Below are 19,036 nucleotides of genomic sequence, written 5' to 3'. Positions count from 1 at the left end.
CAACTGTTTTCATTGAATACATTCTGCCCTTGAAAATACGATTACCCGGATCAGCAGCAAAACCAGGATCTCTTTACGAGAAACCTGGTTTTGTTGTCAATGCCTTCTATATGCTTACAGGCCTGCATTTACATTGCCTTTATTGCGCAACCAATGTCATGGGCAGGAACCTGTCAATCACATGTACAGCCCCGTTGGTAGCCTGCAGGCTGCCGGTGCGTACGTTCCTGATATCGTTCAATACAATGGGATAATCCGATGTATTGCTTGGTGAAGAGTTGAGTACTTTAAAACGCAGTACTGATTTTGGATTATTGTCCGGCGTGAATGGAAAATCCGTATGCCTGGTAATACCTGCGGGTAAAGTATTGAAAGCTCCTTCCGGCGCCATGGTAGCTACTTCCTGGTTCTCGTCCGGATGGATAATAGTGTAATGGTCCTGTACTGAATTAGCGATAAGATAGAGGAGATAATTCCTGACGAACTCTTTCGGATAATCTGACCAGCGTTGTGCAGGTGCGCCATTGACCAGGTTGGCTCCGAAGAAACAATCCTTCTGTACAGTGCCTGAAGAAACCCTGCGGATAGCATCGTTATGCATCAGCACAAAAGTTTTTCCTGTTTTCTCGTATTCCGCCAGATCGATCTCTGCATATTGTATTCCTCTGAGCATCCATGCGAAGATGGTATCGTTGGCGGCTTTCACACCTGTGGCGCGTTCCGTCAGGTAAAGTCCTGCCGATTTATAGAGCTTGGGATCCAGTGTGTGCGGATCACGGTCATAATCTTTTTGCAGGCTGAGCTTTTTGCAGCTGGTGGTCATAGCCATTACCAGACAGCCCGCGATGAGTATATTGAGCTTGGTGAATTTCATAACGGCACAATTAATTGTAAGGGAAATTTTGTTTCAGCAAAGGATTGTTCTCGATCAGTGTGCGGTGGATCGGCCAGAGAAGTTTATCAGTACCACCTTCCCATCCAACGATGGGCACCCACTGCCTTGTTTGCCTGCGTCTGAGAACAGGGTCCATCACCTCGATCGCTTTTCCTGTACGAACAAGGTCGAACCAGCGTTTTCCTTCGCCGAACAGTTCCCAGCGACGTTCGTTCAGGAGCAGGTTTTCCATTTTTGCCTTTGTTGATAATGTATCCGCACCTTCTAAAAATGCAGGAAGACCGGCACGTGTGCGAACAATATTCAGCCATTTGAGTGCAGTGGCCATATCATCTTTCTGATTGGCTGCTTCTGCGTACAGTAACATCATATCGGTAAGACGATACATCACCAGGTATACAGGCAATTCTTTTGTTTTGGCTGCTCCCCAATCGATGGTGCCTGTTGCAGGTACTGCATAATATTTCTGCATCCTGTCGCGCAAAGAGGCTGCAAAATCCACCGTCTGCCTTGCACGGAAGTCTGTTGCCTGGATCGCCTGCCAGTCAGTCATCACAGCAGAATCTATCTGCAGCGGGCTATTGCTGTGATAGAGGGAGTTGGGCAAACAAGCGCAACCATTCACGGTGAAATCCCAGTGAATGCTCCAGATATTCTCGTTGGTATTTGCATTGAGGAAAACCTTTTTCCAGTCGGCCTGCGGAACAAGATCAGCCGCACTCTGACCGGTGAATACTTTTCCGGAAGGCGCTTTTGCCTTGAAGAGATTATTGAACCAGACCATTGCATTGTCCGGATCTTTCCTGGTCATATAAACATCAGCCAGCATTGCACAGATGGCGCCTTCACCAATATGCCATTGAGACGGAGTTGCAGTCTTGGGAATAAGATCATACGCTTTCAGAAGATCGGGAATGATCACTTTCGTGTAAATGTCTTCTGCTTTTTCCCTGGCCCTGTTGGGTTCTTCTGCCACATCAGTGTAGGGCTCCAGCCAGATGGGTGCATCGCCCCAGATCCTTACGATCCAGAAATAACACATGGCGCGCATCGCATAGCTCTGCGCCAGGTTTCCGTCTATGACCTGCTTGGTAGCGGTACGGTCAAATTGAGGGACCTGCGGAATATACTTGATACAGTTGTTGGCGCGGCCAATGGTCCTGTAGAGCCCGGACCAGTTGGCAGCTGCATTGCTGGAGCTAAGACCATTGGAAGCTATCTCCACCGCATGTGCGAAATTATATTGCGTGCGATCATAGTTATCGCCGCGGGCTTCTCCCCAAAACACATATTTACCCCAGGTGCTACCGCTACCTGCGCCAGTCATCTCCTGCTGGAAAGATGCATATACTCCGGCCATCGCAGCAGTGATATCTTTGGCAGATTTGAAATATTTGTTTGTTTCCACTTCCGTAAGTGGTTTTTCATCCAGGAACTTGGCACAACCATTTCCGCCAATTGCGATGGTTGCCAACATTGATATATTGAGAAATAATCTTTTCATTTTACTGTAGTTTAGAAGTTAACATTGAGGCCCATACCTACTTCCCTTCTCTTTGGATACTTACCATTGTCAACACCGATCTTCAAACCATCGGAAGAGAATTCCGGATCATACCAGGAGTAGTTGGTCCATGTCAACAGGTTGGAACCGTAAATGAAAATGTTCGCGTTGTTCATCCTCCATTTTTTGGCAATCTGCGAAGGCAGTGCATAATTGAGACGAGCGCTGGTAAGACGGATAAAAGAACCATCTTCCAGGTAAAGGCTGTTGTAGCCAAGGCTCATACCACCTCTCTCATCCTTTGCAGCAAAACGTGGATAGATAGCCACATCACCGGGTTTCCACCAGGCATTTTTGATCGCATCCCAGATAGGAGGAGAATAAGTGGAATTGTTACGGTTCTGGTCGTTACGCACATAGTTGTAGATCTCGTTACCGATCTGTCCATTGAACAGTACGTTCAGGCTGAAATTCTTATAACGGAAAGTGGTGTTGAAGCCGAAGAAATAATCGGGTATACCATTGCCAGCGATCACTTTGTCCAGGTCATCGATCTCTCCGTCATTATTCACATCAAGCCATTCAGTATCGCCACCCACCAGTTTGTTGCCATTGCGGGATTTGCTGTAAATAGTTCCCGAATATGCTTTACCGGTAGCATCGGTATAAGATCCATTGGGCATGCCATTGGAGCCCAGCACTACATTTAGTCTTTCTCCTTTTTCATTATATGCATTGGATTCATTCCACTGGTAAACGCCAAGATTTTTCCAGAGGAAGAAATCACCGATCCTTCCGCCTTCCACCAGCAACCACTGGTCTTCAATCACAGAGGAACTACCGACGAGTTTATCGATGAAACCATCTGTAAAGGAGATATTACCGCTGATATCCCAGCTGAAATTCTTTGTAGATACAGGGGTGCCGCTCAACACAAACTCCAGGCCTTTATTACTGATGGTTCCCAGGTTGGTAGGCACGGTGTACTTGCCGGTTTCTTTCGCCAGTTCTTTTTGCCAGAGCAGGTCGGTAGTTCTCTTGATATAATATTCAGCAGTCAGGTTCAACCTGTTCTTCAACATAGTGACTTCGAGGCCGAGATTGTAGGAAGTGGTCTTCTCCCATTGGATTTCCTTGTTTCCAAGTACTGTAGATTCAGAAGCGGCACTTTGTCCGGCATAATATTGCTGACCAAACACCATATTGGAAAAAGATGCATAGTCGCCGATACGGTCGTTACCCGCCTGGCCAACCGCGAGGCGGAGTTTGGCATCCTGCACAAAGCCAGCAGCCCAGTCCATCCATTTCTCCTGTGAAAAGCGCCATGCAACTGATCCGGAGAAGAAATTGCCCCATTTGTTCCTCTCACCGAAACGTGAAGAACCATCACGGCGGAAAGAACCCTGTAAGATATATTTACCAAGATAGTTGTAACCGATACGGCCGAAGACAGATGCATCGGCATTGGCAGAAGCGAGAGTCCTGGTTTTGGTCAGGTCTACAATACCGGCATTGGATACATTGATCTCTTCACTGAGATAGCGGTACATGGAAATGAGATAGCTGTCCCATTTATTCCTGTTGGTGCTTACACCCAGCAAACCGGTGAATTCGTGATCACCAAGCGTTTTCTTATAATTCAGGTAAGCCTGCGCTTCCCAGTAAAATCTTTTTCGGAAATAGTTGCTCCCTGTTGCATCGCCAGTACCTCCGGATGTGAGGAAGGCAGACATGAAACTTTTATTGGTCTCATTTTCCAGGATGGCGTTCAGCAAGATGGTGAACTTCAGATCAGGCATGATCTGGTAGCTCAGCGTATTGTTGAGCTGCATCGTATAATCATTATCGTTATCCTTATTGATCAGTGCATAGGCCACGGGGTTCCTTTTCGATTCCACGTAGCTGGCCAGTTCGCCATTTGGTTTGTAGATACTGGTCCAGGGGTTTCGCTCCCAAACCTGCCTTGCCGAAGTTCCTACCGGGATATTGTTACCGGTCTGGTATGAAAAGGCGAGGCTATGCGAAATGGTAAATCTTTTATTGGCGGAATATCCCACATTCACTTTTGCCTGGAGACGTTTCATCCAGCTATTGATCACGATGGAACGGTCATCTGTATAGTTGATACTTCCATAATAATTGGCTCCTCCCTTTTGTGCACCTGAGATACTCAGAGACAGTACATCCTTATTGGCTGTACGGAAAAGGAGGTCCTGATAGTCATTATCTGAATTGAGGTAAGGGTTTACGGAATCCAGGTTGGTAGGGTTACCATCACCACGGAGCTTCCGGTATTCCCTCAGCTCATCGGCAGAAGTGGTACGAAGCTTATGCGCCAGTTTACCCATCACGTGATTGAAAGCCACATTCACCATGGGTTTACCCTCCTTACCTTTTTTGGTAGTGATGATGATCACACCGTTGGCGCCGCGGGCACCGTAAATGGAAATGGAAGCTCCATCTTTAAGTATTTCGATGGACTCCATATCGGCGGGGTTCACGAAGTTGGCGTTCTCATTGAGTACGCCATCGATCACATATAGCGGACCATTACCAGAGTTGATGGTAGAGGCGCCGCGGATCTGGATGGTACCCTGACCGGCAGGATCGCCGTTATCATTGGTAACCAGTACACCGGCAGCCTGTCCCTGCAAGGCATCGAACAGTGTTACCGGCTGACGCTCGGCAATCTGCTTCTTGCCAACAGAAGCAATGGAGCCGCCCAGGTCGCGTTTGCGCATGGTGCCTCCGTAACCGATCACCACCACTTCGTCAAGCGGGTTACCGCTACCTTCCTTCAATTCGATATTGAAGACGCGGTCCTTACCCACTGATACTTCCTGGGTGGCGTGGCCAACAAATGAGAAAACAAGCGTTACATTGTCTTTTGAAACATGGAGAGAAAAGGCGCCATCATCGTTGGTGGTGGTACCTGTTGAAGATCCTTTTACGTTAACGCTGACTCCTTTCAGGGCATCCCCTTTGGAGTTTCTCACAACTCCGGTAAGGGTGATCTGTTGCGCCATCAATGGCAACATCCAGAGCAACTGAATAAATAGCAGCATAACAGCCCGGCGAAGGTTGGAGCATGCCGGGGTTGAAGCATGGCAGGTCTTTTTCATACAGCAGTCACATTTTGATTGAAGTGGTAATCCTTTATCCGGGGGGTAACCAGTAAACACACTCCCCGGAAAATGTTTAGTTTTAAACGATTGCAATATAAGTCAGGAACCAAATGAGCAGAATTGAGGCAATTGACATAGTAGTAATCTATTTTGGCAACAGGGTCAATTTGCTGGAATTGCCATACTAGTAAGCTATTTTGGCATTGGGGTGGAATATTTACCAAAATAGATGAATATTGAGTTTATAATTCATCGAAACACTGCATCCAAATGAGCCATAGACATTGCTTTGCACTCGACCTCAAAAACGATCCCGGTCTCATCGCCGAATATGAAACTTACCACCAGTCAGTATGGCCTGCCATTATCCAATCCATCAAAGAAGCTGGCATTAATGATCTTCAGATCTACAGGGTAGAGAATCGTTTATTCATGATCATGGAAGTGAATGAGCAGTTCTCCTTTGAAAAGAAGAATGCTGCCGATGCAACCAACCCGGAAGTGCAACGCTGGGAAGAACTGATGTGGACCTACCAGCAGGCATTGCCCACTGCAAAAGCGGGGGAGAAATGGATGAAGATGAATAAAATATTTCAACTCTAAACTGTACATACATGGCGATTGCTTCCTTATCAACTGTAAAAACTACTGCCGCATCCGCCGGTAAGAAAATGCTGCTGCCTTTTATCCTGGTCACCAGCCTTTTCTTTTTCTGGGGATTTGTGCATAATCTCGATCCCATACTGATCCCGCATTTGCGAAAAGCATTCAGACTTAATAATCTTCAATCATCCCTCGTTGATTTTTCGGTATTTATCGCCTACTTCGTAATGGCATTGCCTGCCGGTTACGTGATGCGCAAGTATGGCTATAAGTCAGGGATATTACTTGGGCTGATACTTTTCGCCATCGGTTCTTTCCTTTTCATCCCCGCTGCAAACACACGTGAATATGGGTTCTTCCTCGGTGCACTTTTTGTGATCGCCTGCGGACTCACTTTCCTTGAAACTGCCGCCAACCCATACGCTACGGTATTGGGACCTCCCGAATCGGCTACTCAAAGACTGAATCTCGCCCAATCTTTCAATGGACTGGCGGCGATGGTTGCCCCAATCGTTGGCGGGAAAATGATACTCTCCGGCACTGAATATACAGATGCACAACTGGCCTCCATGACCGAACAAGCCAGGAACGCCTACCTTCAATCGGAAGCCGACAGTGTGAAATTGCCTTACCTGATATTGGGAATATTGATTGTGCTGGTGACCGTTCTGATCTTCTTCACCAAAATGCCGGACAATAAAGAAGAAGGGAATGAAGATGGAAGCGGCAATCCGTTACATGCTTTCCGTCACCGTCATCTCACATGGGCTGTAGTGGCGCAATTCTTCTATGTAGGCGCACAGGTTTGCGTAAGCAGTTTCTTCATCGTGATCGCCACAAAAGCTGCCAATATCTCTGAAACAGCTGCCGCCAATTATCTGGGACTGGGTTATGGTCTCGCTTTCATGGGTGGTCGTTTTGCAGGCACATTCTTTATGCGTTTTATTACGCCCGCAAAGCTGCTTACCATCTACTCCATCATCAATGTATTGCTTTCCCTGGTCGCCATCTTTGCAGAAGGCATGATCACCGTATATGCATTGATCGGTATCGCCTTCTTCATGAGCATCATGTTCCCTACTATCTTTTCCCTGGGCATCAAAGACCTGGGAAAAGATACCAAGCTTGGGTCCTCACTGATTGTTATGAGTATCGTGGGGGGCGCATTATTGCCATTGGGACTGGCGCGTATTGCTGATATTACAAAGAATATCCAGTATGGATACAGTGTTCCGCTGATCTGTTTCATTGTGGTAGCGTATTTCGGCTGGAAAGGCCACCAGATCAAAAAAGCATAACAGTCCGTCACAGGACGCAACAGGACAGTTCTATTATGTTATCATATTAATTTCAGGCTCATTTTTCAATCGAAAAACATGTTCTCATTAAAAAACAAAAAGGCAGTAGTTACAGGCGGAGGAAGCGGAATCGGTAAAGCCATCGCCACTCTCTTTGCAAAGCAGGGCGCCACCGTGCATATCATAGAGCTCAGTGAAGACAGTGGCGCCGATGCACTGAAGGCCATTACCGACGCAGGAGGAAAAGCGCATGTACATGCCTGTAATGTAACCAATCAACAGGAGGTGATCGATACTTTCCAGGTCATCGGCCCGCACCAGATCCTGGTGAACAATGCAGGTATTGCGCATATCGGGAAGGCCGACAATACAAAGGAAGCCGACTTCGACCGCGTGATGAACGTGAATGTGAAAGGCGTGTACAATTGCCTGTACTCCTCCATCCCGCTGATAAAAGAAGCCGGGGGCGGTGTGATCATCAATATGGCCAGCATTGCGGCCTGGGTGGGACTGAGTGATCGTTTCGTATACTCCACCGCCAAAGGCGCTGTAATGGCCATGACACTTTCCGTTGCCAAGGATTATGTGAAAGATAATATCCGCTGCAATTCCGTATCGCCCGCCCGTGTGCACACGCCATTTGTTGACGGGTTCCTCAAAAACAATTACCCCGGCCAGGAAGCAGAGATGTTTGAGAAGCTGTCCAGGACACAGCCCATCGGACGCATGGCTTCTCCCGATGAGATCGCAGGCCTGGTGCTATACCTCGCCAGTGACGAAGCCGGATTCATCACCGGTTGCGACTACCCTATCGATGGCGGCTTCATAAAACTGAACAGCTGATGCGCGTAGCTTTATTCGTACCCTGCTATGTTGACCAGTTCTACCCCAATGTAGCCATTGCCACATTCCGGCTGCTCACAGAACTGGGCGTGGATATTGAATTCCCATCCGGTCAAACCTGCTGCGGTCAGCCAATGGCCAATGGAGGGTTTGAAGATTATACAAAAGGATGCAACAGGAATTTCGTGGAGAATTTTTCGGGGTACGATTATATTGTAAGCCCCTCCGGCAGTTGTGTTCTGCATGTGAAAGACCATTTGCACGATGAGAAAGTTGAAGCAACGGCCACCACTATACGCCAGCGCGTGTACGAGCTCTGCGAATTCCTGACCGATGTGCTGAAAGTAACGGCACTGAACAGCTGCTTTTCAGGAAAAGTGGCGCTGCATCAGGGTTGTCACGGACAGCGCGGATTGCAGCTCGGCTCGTCCAGCGAAAGAATGCTCCCCTGCTTTTCCAAGCCATTGCAACTGTTGCAACTGGTACAGGGAATTGAAATGGTGCCATTGAACAGGGGCGATGAATGCTGCGGTTTCGGCGGCACTTTCTGTGTTACCGAAGAAGCTGTTTCCGTTGCAATGGGCAATTCAAAACTGAACGACTATCGGCTGAACGGTGCTGAAGTACTCACCGGAACGGATATGAGCTGCCTCATGCACCAGGAAGGTTTGATCAGGCGGCAGCAACTACCCATCAGGGTAATGCATATTGCTGAAATACTTGCAGGCGAAGAAAAATAATAAGCTGTGGCCAGTCACTGAATACACTGAAATGAAATTATAAAGAGAATGAGTTTCACCCATCACTCACATCCCGATGCAGCGAAGGACTTCGTCAAAAACACGGAGCGGATGCAATGGCACGATGAAGCGCTCTGGTTCGTGAGAGCCAGGAGGGACCGCATTGCGCATACTGTTGCCGATTGGGAAGAGCTGCGTAACCAGGCTTCCGCCATCAAAAACCATACCCTCTCTAACCTGGATGTATACCTGCAACAGTTCGAAGAGCAGGCCATCGCCAATGGCGTACAGGTGCACTGGGCAGCCGATGGAAAAGCGCATAACGAGATCGTGCTGCAATTGCTGAACAAGCACCATGCAAAGAAGATCGTGAAGAGCAAGAGCATGCTCACGGAGGAATGTCATCTTAATCCATACCTGGAGGAACATGGCATCGAAGTGGTGGATACCGATCTCGGCGAACGCATCGTTCAGCTCAGAAAAGAACCGCCCAGCCATATCGTGCTGCCCGCCATCCATATCAAAAAAGAGGAAGTGGGCGAATTGTTCCATGAACATCTCGGTACGGAAGCAGGCGCTTCCGATCCGCAGTATCTCACCAGTGCTGCGCGTGAGCATCTCCGTCAGAAATTCCTGGCAGCCGATGCCGCCATCACAGGAGTGAATTTTGCAGTAGCGGAAACCGGCGCTTTCGTGGTTTGCACCAATGAAGGCAATGCAGATCTGGGCGCACATCTCGCCAAAGTACATATCGCCTGTATGGGCATCGAGAAAGTGATCCCGAAAACGAATGATCTCGGTGTGTTCCTGCGACTGCTGGCCAGAAGCGCCACGGGCCAGGCCATCACCACTTACAATAGTCATTTCCGAAAAGCTGCGCCCGGCGCGGAATTGCATATCATCATCGTAGACAATGGCCGCACCACCCAACTGGGCCGCGAAGCCTTCCGCAATTCACTGAAATGCATCCGTTGCGGAGCCTGCATGAATACCTGTCCCGTTTACCGCAGAAGCGGAGGTCATAGTTATCACAATGCAGTAGCAGGACCAATCGGCGCGATACTGGCCCCGAACATCAATATGAAACAATATGCCGATCTCCCCTTCGCCAGCACACTCTGTGGCAGCTGCACGGATGTATGCCCGGTGAAGATCGATATCCATAACCAGCTCTACCAGTGGCGGCAGGTACTTACCCGCGAAGGCCATGCACCCCTTGCCAAAAAAGCAGCGATGAAGATCATGGGCAATGTTCTGGCATCGCCTAAAAAATATTCCATTTCGGGTAAGCTGGCCCGTAAGTTCCTCAAATGGTTCCCCCGATTGTCTGTAAATGGACGGATCAACCCCTGGGGCAAACAAAGGGAACTGCCGGAAGTACCGGAACAAAGTTTCCGCGAATGGTACCAGCAACAACAAAATAAAAAACAACAAAAGTGAGCAGGCAACAGATACTGGACGCTATCAGGAAAAACAAGCCGGCATCGGTTGCTGCGCCCGCCTCCTTTCAGTACCTTCCATCTGCGGAGGACCTGGTACCAGAATTTATTGGATCGCTGGAACGTGTTGGTGGCGCTGTGATCGGATTAAAAGATAGAAATCCGATAGCAGCCACTGTACAGGAGCAATACCTGCATATGACGCGCATCGCCGATTTTGTGAACCATTCGCGCAACAGCAATCAGGCTTTGCTGCATGATGCCGCGGGTATTGAAGTGGCTGTGCTGGAAGGCAGACTGGGCGTGGCCGAGAATGGCGCCATCTGGCTGCAGGAATCGGATTGTATCAGCAGAGCCCTTCCCTTTATCACCCAGCATCTTGTACTGGTGCTTGAAAAAAGTAAAATAGTGAACACAATGCATACAGCCTGTGCGCAGATCGATACCACCAGAGAAGGTTTCGGCGTTTTCATCGCCGGCCCGTCAAAGACCGCCGATATCGAGCAATCCCTCGTCATCGGCGCACACGGGGCAAAAAGCCTGCTGGTACTGCTCATCGGATAAAAAATTTGAATCAAACACTACTAAACAGATAGAACAATGAAACTGATCCGCTTTGGAAATCCCGGCCAGGAAAAACCCGGCGTTGTGATCGATAACAAACGGTACGATGTAAGCCAGATTGTGGGAGACTTTGATGAAGACTTCTTTGCAGGCAATGGTATCGCCAACCTGAAAACTGCGCTGGACAAGAATCCCAGCCTGCCTGAAGTAGCTGCCGAAGTTCGCTGGGCAAGCCCCGTTTCCAGACCATCCAAGATCATTTGCATCGGGCTGAACTATGCCGACCACGCCGCTGAAAGCAATATGGCAGCACCTGCCGAACCCGTGGTCTTCTTCAAAGCAACCACCGCCCTCTGCGGCCCCAATGATGATGTGATGATACCGCGCAACAGTGTGAAGACCGACTGGGAAGTGGAGCTCAGTGTGGTGATCGGGAAAAAAGCAAGCTATGTGGAAGAAACCGAAGCAATGGATTATGTTGCCGGTTACTGCCTGCATAACGATTACAGTGAGCGCGAATTCCAGCTGGAGCGCGGCGGTCAGTGGGTGAAAGGAAAAAGCTGCGATACCTTTGCTCCACTCGGTCCATGGATTGCCACCAAAGATGAAGTAAAGGATGTGAACAATCTTCGTTTGTGGCTCTCCGTGAATGGGAAGATGATGCAGGACGGCAATACCAGCAACCTCATTTTCAAAGTTCCATTTTTAGTGCACTATCTCAGCCAGTTCATGACCCTGCTGCCGGGAGATGTGATCTCTACCGGTACACCCGCAGGTGTAGGACTCGGACAAAAACCAAATCCTGTTTATATCAAAGAAGGCGATGTGATGGAACTGGGAATTGATGGATTGGGAACGAGTAAACAAACGGCGGTAGCCTGGAAGAAATACTAACAGGGCTGCTTACCCCAGCCCTACAAAAAATGAATATGGATCTTCAACTGACCGATAAAATAATTCCCGTTACCGGCGGCGCCAAAGGCATTGGCGAAGGCATCGCACTGGTGCTGGCAAAGGAAGGCGCCATACCTGTGATCATCGGACGCAAGTCCGCCGATAACCAGAAAGTGGTGGACGCCATCACCGCCAGTGGCGGCAAAGCCTGGCAGGTAGAAGCCGAGCTCACCGATCCTGCTTCCAGCGAGCAGGCCGTAAAAGCCATTTTAGACCAGTTTGGCCGCATCGACGGCCTGGTGAATAATGCAGGTGTTAATGACGGCGTTAGTCTTGAAAACGGCAGCTATGAGGCTTTCATGGCATCGCTGCACAAGAACCTCGTACATTATTTCCTCATGGCGCATTATGCTTTGCCGGCACTTAAGGAAAGCAAAGGAGCAATCGTCAATATCAGTTCCAAAACTGCCGATACCGGTCAGGGCGGCACTTCTGCCTATGCCGCTTCCAACGGAGGCCGCAACGCACTCACCCGCGAATGGGCCGTGGAGCTGCTCCCCTTCGGCATCCGTGTGAATGCCATCGTGGTGGCGGAATGTTTTACCCCGCTCTACCAGACATGGATCAACAGTCTGCCCAATCCGGAAGAAAAACTGGCCTCCATCGTTCAGAACATTCCGTTAGGCAACCGCATGACCACGGCCGAGGAGATCGCCAATACCACAGCCTTCCTTTTGTCTGAAAGAAGCAGTCATACCACCGGGCAACTGCTCTATGTGGATGGAGGTTATGTGCATCTCGACAGATCGCTCTAAACGGATTCCGTTATATTGCAACTTCATTCAAAAGCAGTCGTATGCAACCAATTCGTACAGCACTCTGTTCATTCGGTATGTCGGGCAAGATCTTCCATGCGCCCTTTATCCATCGTAACCCCCATTACCAGCTCTGTGCAGTATGGGAAAGGAGCAAAAAGATCGCTGCCGATCTCTATCCCGGCATCATCAGTTACGATAATTATGAAGCCATCCTGGCCGATCCTGATATCGACCTGGTGGTGGTGAACACGCCCAATATCACCCATTTCGATTATACAAAAAGAGCATTGCTCGCCGGCAAACATGTAGTGGTGGAAAAACCTTTCACCGTTACCGTTGCCGAAGCCATCGAACTGGAAGAGCTGGCAGTGAAGCAGGACAGGATACTATCGGTATACCAGAACCGACGCTTCGACAGTGATATCAGAACCGTGCGCCGTGTGATCGAAGAAGGCTCACTCGGACAAATAGTGGAAGCGGAGATCCATTATGACCGCTACAACCTGGTGCTTAGCCCCAAGCCACACAAGGAGATTGCCGTACAGGGCACAGGTGTGCTCTATGATCTCGGCCCCCATGTGATTGACCAGGCACTCGTGCTCTTCGGGATGCCCGATGCGCTTTTTGCAGACATCACCCATCAACGCCCCGGATCGCAGGTGGATGATTATTTCGAGATCATCTTCTTCTATCCTCAGTTAAGGGTAAGATTGAAGAGCGGTTATGTAGTGATGGAACCTGTGCCGGCCTACGCCATTCATGGCACCAGCGGCTCCTTCCTCAAACCCAGGGCTGATCCGCAGGAAATAAAGCTCAATGCCGGACTGCTTCCTGAAGACGATACCTGGGGTGTGGAAGATCCCGCATCAGCAGGATTACTGCATACTAACATAGACGGACAGCCGAAAAAACTGATGATAAGATCGGAAGCGGGAAATTATGGCGCTTTCTATGAAGGCCTGTACGACGCCATTCAGAACAACATCTTCGAAGACAAATTCGTTCCTGCCAGCGCAGGCACCAATGTGATCCGAATCATTGAAGCGGCTTACAAAAGCCGGGATGAAAAAAGAATCATCGCATTATAAAACAGCTAGTATGAAATCTTTTCGCAATCTCCTCCTTGCAGCAGCTTCACTGCTGGCGATGCAATCCTGTTCAGTAGCACAGCCCAAAGGCGCGCAGGCAAAAACGGTATTGCTCGATTATTATTTCAACAATGAATACAAAAAGGATGCGTCCGGTAATATGGTGCGCTTCCATTACACATGGGAAGATCCCGCCAACAGCGGCTTCAGTATGTGGGGCGAAAGGTTTCGCGCTGCAGGCGCCATTACGGACTCGCTTCCTGTGGCTCCCACCAGGGAGAACCTGGCAAAGGCCAGCGTTTATATCATTGTGGATGCCGATACGGAGAAAGAAACTACACAACCGAATTATATCCAGCCGGAGCATATCACTGCCATCACAGACTGGGTGAAGAAAGGAGGCGTTCTGGTGATGCTGGCCAATGATTCAGGCAACGCGGAGTTCAAACATTTCAATCAGCTTGCCAATAAATTCGGTATCCATTTCAATGAAGACAGGTATCATCTCGTATTCAACAACAAATACGAACAGGGCGCATTCAATGTTCCTGCCAATCATCCTTTGCTTCCCAATGCAAAGAAGATCTTCCTGAAAGAGCTGAGCACGCTTACCGTTGAAAAGCCCGCCAGGTCAGTATTCACAGACAATGGCCATGTGATCATGGCTGTTTCGGAATATGGAAAAGGGAAAGTACTGGCCATTGGCGATCCCTGGATCTACAATGAGTATATCGATGGCAAAAGACTGCCCGCGGAATATGAGAACCCGCAGGCCGCCACCGACCTTGCCAATTGGTTGTTGAAGCAGGCTAAATAAATTTCGTTTATGGAGCAAGGTAAGCGCCGTCTACAGGATAGTAAGCTCCCGTAACAAAACTGGCTTTGGGAGAACTGAGCCAGAGCACCAGTTCGGCCACTTCTTCCGGCTTGCCCAGCCTTCCGATCGGATGCAGGGCTACCAGACCTTTCATTTGTTCCTCAGACATCTTTGCCAGCAGCGGTGTTTCGATGAATCCCGGACCAACGGACACTACGCGGATCCCTTTGGCTGAGTATTCGATAGCGGCGGCCTTGGTGAGGCCCACCACGCCATGCTTGGCAGCTACGTATGCAGGTGATCCTGCAAAACCAACCGAACCCAGAATACTGGCCATATTCACGATCACGCCACCATTGGATTGCAGCATGGCCGGGATCTGATACCGCATTCCATAGAATACACCACTCAGATTGATGGCAATCACTTTGTCCCAACCATCCACAGGATACTCACCGGTAGGCGCAGACGGACCGCCGATACCCGCATTGTTACACGCGATATGCAAACCACCGAATGTATTAACGGCTTCCTTCACCAGCATTTCATTGTCTGCAGGTTTGGAAGAATCCGCTTTCACAAATTTCGCTTTGCCGCCGGCTTTCACGATTGCATCCACAGTTTCCTGTCCACCCTTCTCGTCCAGATCGGCTATGATCACCGATGCGCCGTTGGCCGCATAGAGTTCGGCTACAGCCCTTCCAATACCGGACGCAGCGCCGGTCACAATTGCTGATTTGTTGCTGAGCAATGACATATCCATTGATTTAATTGATGAAAAATGCGTTGGTGGGCTAAAATCGCGGGAAGGAATTCAGGGACGCAAAAGTTACAACATTTCCATCAATTAAAGATTATGGCCGGCGGAAGATGCCGGAACCACCCAGGCCTTTCATGGTAAGATCGATTTCATCATTATGCACATTCGTGCGCAGGAAACTGCCCATCTCCTTCCGGTAAGCTTCCCTGGCCTCTGATATGGAGTAGACCTTTTCTTTTTTTGCAGGCACAGGAGCCACCAGCAGTTTTTCGTCCACTTCCAGCTGAACTTTGGTAGCAAACCAGGTGGTATACATTCTGGGAATGGCCAGACCCAGGATCATGCCGGGCAGACCGGCAAAGAACTCCGGACCGCCCTGCGGAACGATCTCCGGACAATAGAAAGCCACCACATAGATACTGTCCATCATCACACCAACGGCTTTACGGCATTTGAATCCTGCGATCACACGCGTTTCATCATCGATCTTCCAGCGAAGCCTCCTGATGGAATCCTCGAAGACCTTATCAGTAGTGATGGAGGAACCTTTGAAGGTGGCTATACCAGCGGAGATATCAGTAAAAACGGAAGTTCCTTCGCCGCCCATGAAAGGATCTGAGCCCGAACGTCTGTACAATGTTTTATCGCCATTGAACAACAATTGTTTTTTGGTCACATAGAACTCAGGGCCCTCGCCACCTCCCATCATCATCATACGGTCTTCCTTTCCTTTGGTCATCTCCTCGAACATCCTTTTGGTATTCAACTTCACTTCAAACTCGATACTGCCTTTGGTGAGGAAGTCCTGTGCTGCTGCGCTGAAGCAGGTGAGCAGAACGAATATATGTAGTATGATCTTTTTCATCATCGTGAGAATAATTGATTAGAGTTTACCAAGAAAATTCCAGGAAAGTGAAACCATAAAATAACGACGCAATACAAAACCATTGCTCTCACTCCAGTTGGCGCCATCGATGCTCCGTTGATACCCCGTAGCCTTGTTGAGGATATCGTTCACGGAAGCCTTCAGCACCAGGCCTTCACTCTGCAGGAATTTCTTCTGAATATTGGCATTCCAGGTAACCACATTCACACTGCTGGCAAAGGATCCGTTACCGGGATTGAAAGAACCCATCAGATCTGTTCCGATTTCCAGTTTCCAGGGAAGCGAAACAGAGCCGGCAAAATTATGCGAGTGATTGAAATTATTGGAATTCACAGCGCCCTTCAACTCGGAACGGCCTCTCGAAAAACCGAAATTGGAATTGAATGACAGGTTGAATATTTCCTTGAAGTCGTACCGGATATTCGAATTGATCCCAAAATTGCTGTTATACATCCTGAACAACTCTCCATTCTGGATATTGTAATTGCCATTGTTTGAATAATTGAATCCTCCGCCGATATTGATGCCTTTGGAACGCCACCCTTTGGACAGGTTCACCATCGCATTCACTCCCGGTAATCCATCCACGTTCACATACCTGCTCACCCTGCCCTGCTCACTGATAGTAGTGGCATTGGTGATCACGTTGGTGTTGAGTGAACCGGACACACTCACCATCAGCATCAACTCTTTCTTCAGATTGTATTTATTAAATGAAAGCGACAGGTTATTGTTGAAACCCGGCACCAGGTCCGGATTACCTTCCTGCACCACAAGCTGGTTGGCAGTTCTGCGCAAAGGCTGCAACTGCTCCATGGAAGGTTGTACAGTGGCTCCTGAGTAATTGATATTAAGGCTGGTGGTAAGACTGAAATTATAAGACGCCCTGAAGTAGGGGGCCAGGTTGGTAAAGGTTCTTTTCTTCGTTTCACCGGCGTCCAGGTTGAACTGCTTCAGCCCTGTGAGGAATACCTTCGAGCCAACACCTATCAACCACTTCTTCGTATTATAGTTGATGCCCGCTCCCGCTATCTGTGTGAGCGAGGTGAAATCGAAATTATTACTGAGGCTGTCCACGCGGTCGTCATACTTTCCATTGCTGCCATTCATCGTATTGAAACGGCTTTCAGACATGCGGACTTTCAGACCATACTCAAACTGCGTGAACCATTTATCGTTAAAGCGATTGGTCAGACTGGCCCTTCCACCGTACCCTTCATAGTTTTCAATGGAAGCCTGGAGCCTGTCGAGCGACTGCGCCCTGGTCTGCTCACCTGTCACTCCATCGAAGAAAGCATTTTCTGTTAATGCACGATTATTTGAACGTGTATCGGAATACTCCTGCTCGAAAGTGACATTGAGCTTACCAGCAATCTTTGGCATATCTCTTAAAATAGTCACGGAAGATTTCAGCGACTGGTCATCTGTGATCTCATTCTCTTCGGAGGCGCTGCTGTTCACTACGATATTCCTGAAATTGGCCGAGGAAGTAGCCGAGTTCCTGTCGATCTCCTTTCTTCCTTTGCTTCCGGCCATTTTCACCATCATCCTGGTGAAGGTATCCAGCTTCACTGACACTTGTCCTGACAGGTTATGACCGAAGCCTTCGCTTTTATCCGAACGGCTGTCTTTATCGAGGAAGCTCAGTGTGTCTGTGCTTTTGGTGAAACGTGTACTATTACCCCAGCCATCGCCGGTATGCGTGCGAAGGCGGTAATTACCCATGAGCTCGTATTTGTTATTATTACCCCATTTATTGGAGAAATGCGCGCCGCCATTGAGAATGGATGGCAGTCCGCTTCCGTTGTATTGTCCGATACTTTCTGATTGCGATTTGTTGGCCACCATCATCCCCACTCCGTCTTCGATATAATCCATCGACTCTCCACCTGCCCTGCTCAGCACTTCCGAGCTGAAATCGCGGCTCATACTTTTGGATGCGATGCCGAACACACCTGCTTTCAGCGGTCCCTTGAACGCTCCCACCATCAGTTCATGTTCGTAGTTCCCATCGCCATTGGCGCCGGTGGACACTTTTCCGAAATAGCCGTTCTTGGCGCTGTTCTTCATTTTGATGTTGATGGTCTTTGTTTTCTTACCATCATCAAAACCAGTGAGCGTTGCCATATCACTTTTCTTATCGAATACCTGCACTTTATCAACCGCATTGGCGCGGAGATATTGTGCTGCAAATTTTGGATCGTCTGTAAAGAATTCGTCTCCATCCACCAGGAGTTTTTTCACTTCCTGCCCCTGTGCCGTGATGGCCCCGGTTCTGCTCACTTCTATGCCCGGCAATCTCTTGAGGAGCGCCTGCACATTGGCGCCGGGTTTAACGGCAAAGCTGTCGGCCGTGTATTCAAGGGTATCGCCGCGCATGCGGATGGCCCGTCCCGCAGTGACCACTACCTCCTGCATCAGCTTCGCTTCAGTGATCATGGAGATATTACCGAGATCGATGTTGCTGGTATCACTGATATTGAGGTCCTGCAGGAAATCCGCCATGCGGGGATAAGAGATAAGCAATGTATACTTACCGGCAGGTATTTTCGAAATGGAAAATCCGCCATCGGCGCCGGCCCGCCAGGAACGGTACAGCGTAGTATCACTGAGATCGATGAGCGCAACAATGGAATTGTGTAATTTTTTGTTCTCGGAAGAATCGATCACTTTCCCTTTCAGAATATTCTGGGAAAGCGCAGGTGTGGTCATACAGATTACAACCAGGAGCTGCAAGGTTTTGGCTATACGTTTTTGCATTC

The 19,036-nt window shown here is 49.0% G+C and carries 16 protein-coding genes; 10 read left to right on the top strand and 6 right to left on the bottom strand.

Annotation, left to right across the window (positions count from 1 at the left end):
• Positions 1 to 139: 139 nt before the first annotated feature.
• Genes FSB84_RS17640 through FSB84_RS17630 form a run of 3 tightly spaced genes read right to left on the bottom strand, consistent with a single transcriptional unit; the run spans position 140 to position 5,521 of the window.
• Entirely contained in the window at positions 140 to 874 is a 735-nt protein-coding gene (locus FSB84_RS17640) for a hypothetical protein (protein ID WP_130539240.1), read from the bottom strand.
• A 10-nt stretch (positions 875 to 884) separates the two neighbouring features.
• Positions 885 to 2,399, bottom strand: a complete 1,515-nt coding sequence (locus FSB84_RS17635; protein WP_130539239.1) for a RagB/SusD family nutrient uptake outer membrane protein — start codon at positions 2,397 to 2,399, stop codon at positions 885 to 887.
• Positions 2,400 to 2,410: 11 nt separating this feature from the next.
• Positions 2,411 to 5,521 (bottom strand): SusC/RagA family TonB-linked outer membrane protein, encoded by a 3,111-nt coding sequence (locus FSB84_RS17630; protein WP_207234179.1) that lies wholly within the window; start codon positions 5,519 to 5,521, stop codon positions 2,411 to 2,413.
• A 273-nt stretch (positions 5,522 to 5,794) separates the two neighbouring features.
• On the opposite strand from FSB84_RS17630, the gene FSB84_RS17625 reads away from it, so the two are divergent.
• The 10 genes from FSB84_RS17625 (at position 5,795) to FSB84_RS17580 (ending at position 14,628) form a co-directional block, all read left to right on the top strand.
• Positions 5,795 to 6,127: an L-rhamnose mutarotase gene (locus FSB84_RS17625; RefSeq protein ID WP_130539238.1), complete on the top strand. Its 333-nt coding sequence runs from the start codon at positions 5,795 to 5,797 to the stop codon at positions 6,125 to 6,127.
• A gap of 11 nt (positions 6,128 to 6,138) precedes the next feature.
• Positions 6,139 to 7,425, top strand: a complete 1,287-nt coding sequence (fucP, locus tag FSB84_RS17620; RefSeq protein ID WP_130539237.1) for an L-fucose:H+ symporter permease — start codon at positions 6,139 to 6,141, stop codon at positions 7,423 to 7,425.
• 78 nt (positions 7,426 to 7,503) lie between these two features.
• A complete protein-coding gene (locus FSB84_RS17615) occupies positions 7,504 to 8,268 on the top strand; it encodes an SDR family NAD(P)-dependent oxidoreductase (protein WP_130539236.1) in 765 nt (254 codons plus the stop codon).
• Positions 8,268 to 9,008, top strand: a complete 741-nt coding sequence (locus tag FSB84_RS17610; RefSeq protein WP_130539235.1) for a (Fe-S)-binding protein — start codon at positions 8,268 to 8,270, stop codon at positions 9,006 to 9,008. The genes FSB84_RS17615 and FSB84_RS17610 overlap by 1 nt, the downstream gene beginning before the upstream one ends.
• A gap of 48 nt (positions 9,009 to 9,056) precedes the next feature.
• A complete protein-coding gene (locus FSB84_RS17605) occupies positions 9,057 to 10,448 on the top strand; it encodes a LutB/LldF family L-lactate oxidation iron-sulfur protein (RefSeq protein WP_130539234.1) in 1,392 nt (463 codons plus the stop codon).
• Entirely contained in the window at positions 10,445 to 11,011 is a 567-nt protein-coding gene (locus FSB84_RS17600; protein WP_130539233.1) for a LutC/YkgG family protein, read from the top strand. The genes FSB84_RS17605 and FSB84_RS17600 overlap by 4 nt, the downstream gene beginning before the upstream one ends.
• Before the next feature lie 36 nt (positions 11,012 to 11,047).
• Positions 11,048 to 11,905, top strand: coding sequence for a fumarylacetoacetate hydrolase family protein (locus FSB84_RS17595; protein ID WP_130539232.1), 858 nt, complete (start codon positions 11,048 to 11,050; stop codon positions 11,903 to 11,905).
• A 35-nt stretch (positions 11,906 to 11,940) separates the two neighbouring features.
• Entirely contained in the window at positions 11,941 to 12,720 is a 780-nt protein-coding gene (locus FSB84_RS17590; protein ID WP_130539231.1) for an L-fucose dehydrogenase, read from the top strand.
• Positions 12,721 to 12,761: 41 nt separating this feature from the next.
• A complete protein-coding gene (locus FSB84_RS17585) occupies positions 12,762 to 13,811 on the top strand; it encodes a Gfo/Idh/MocA family oxidoreductase (RefSeq protein ID WP_130539230.1) in 1,050 nt (349 codons plus the stop codon).
• Positions 13,812 to 13,821: 10 nt separating this feature from the next.
• Positions 13,822 to 14,628: a DUF4350 domain-containing protein gene (locus FSB84_RS17580; RefSeq protein WP_207234178.1), complete on the top strand. Its 807-nt coding sequence runs from the start codon at positions 13,822 to 13,824 to the stop codon at positions 14,626 to 14,628.
• Positions 14,629 to 14,635: 7 nt separating this feature from the next.
• On the opposite strand, the gene FSB84_RS17575 is transcribed toward FSB84_RS17580, so the two are convergent.
• From FSB84_RS17575 to FSB84_RS17565, 3 genes are all read right to left on the bottom strand, one after another.
• Positions 14,636 to 15,385: an SDR family NAD(P)-dependent oxidoreductase gene (locus tag FSB84_RS17575; RefSeq protein WP_192909875.1), complete on the bottom strand. Its 750-nt coding sequence runs from the start codon at positions 15,383 to 15,385 to the stop codon at positions 14,636 to 14,638.
• A gap of 97 nt (positions 15,386 to 15,482) precedes the next feature.
• Entirely contained in the window at positions 15,483 to 16,256 is a 774-nt protein-coding gene (locus FSB84_RS17570; protein ID WP_130539229.1) for a GLPGLI family protein, read from the bottom strand.
• A gap of 15 nt (positions 16,257 to 16,271) precedes the next feature.
• Positions 16,272 to 19,034 carry an outer membrane beta-barrel protein gene (locus tag FSB84_RS17565; RefSeq protein WP_130539228.1) on the bottom strand — a complete coding sequence of 921 codons (2,763 nt, stop codon included), beginning with the start codon at positions 19,032 to 19,034 and terminating at the stop codon, positions 16,272 to 16,274.
• Positions 19,035 to 19,036: the final 2 nt, after the last annotated feature.

The sequence above is a fragment of the Pseudobacter ginsenosidimutans genome (assembly GCF_007970185.1).
Lineage (GTDB): Bacteria > Bacteroidota > Bacteroidia > Chitinophagales > Chitinophagaceae > Pseudobacter > Pseudobacter ginsenosidimutans.
Note: the sequence above shows the minus strand (reverse complement) of the source record. Positions and strands in the feature narration are given on the sequence as shown.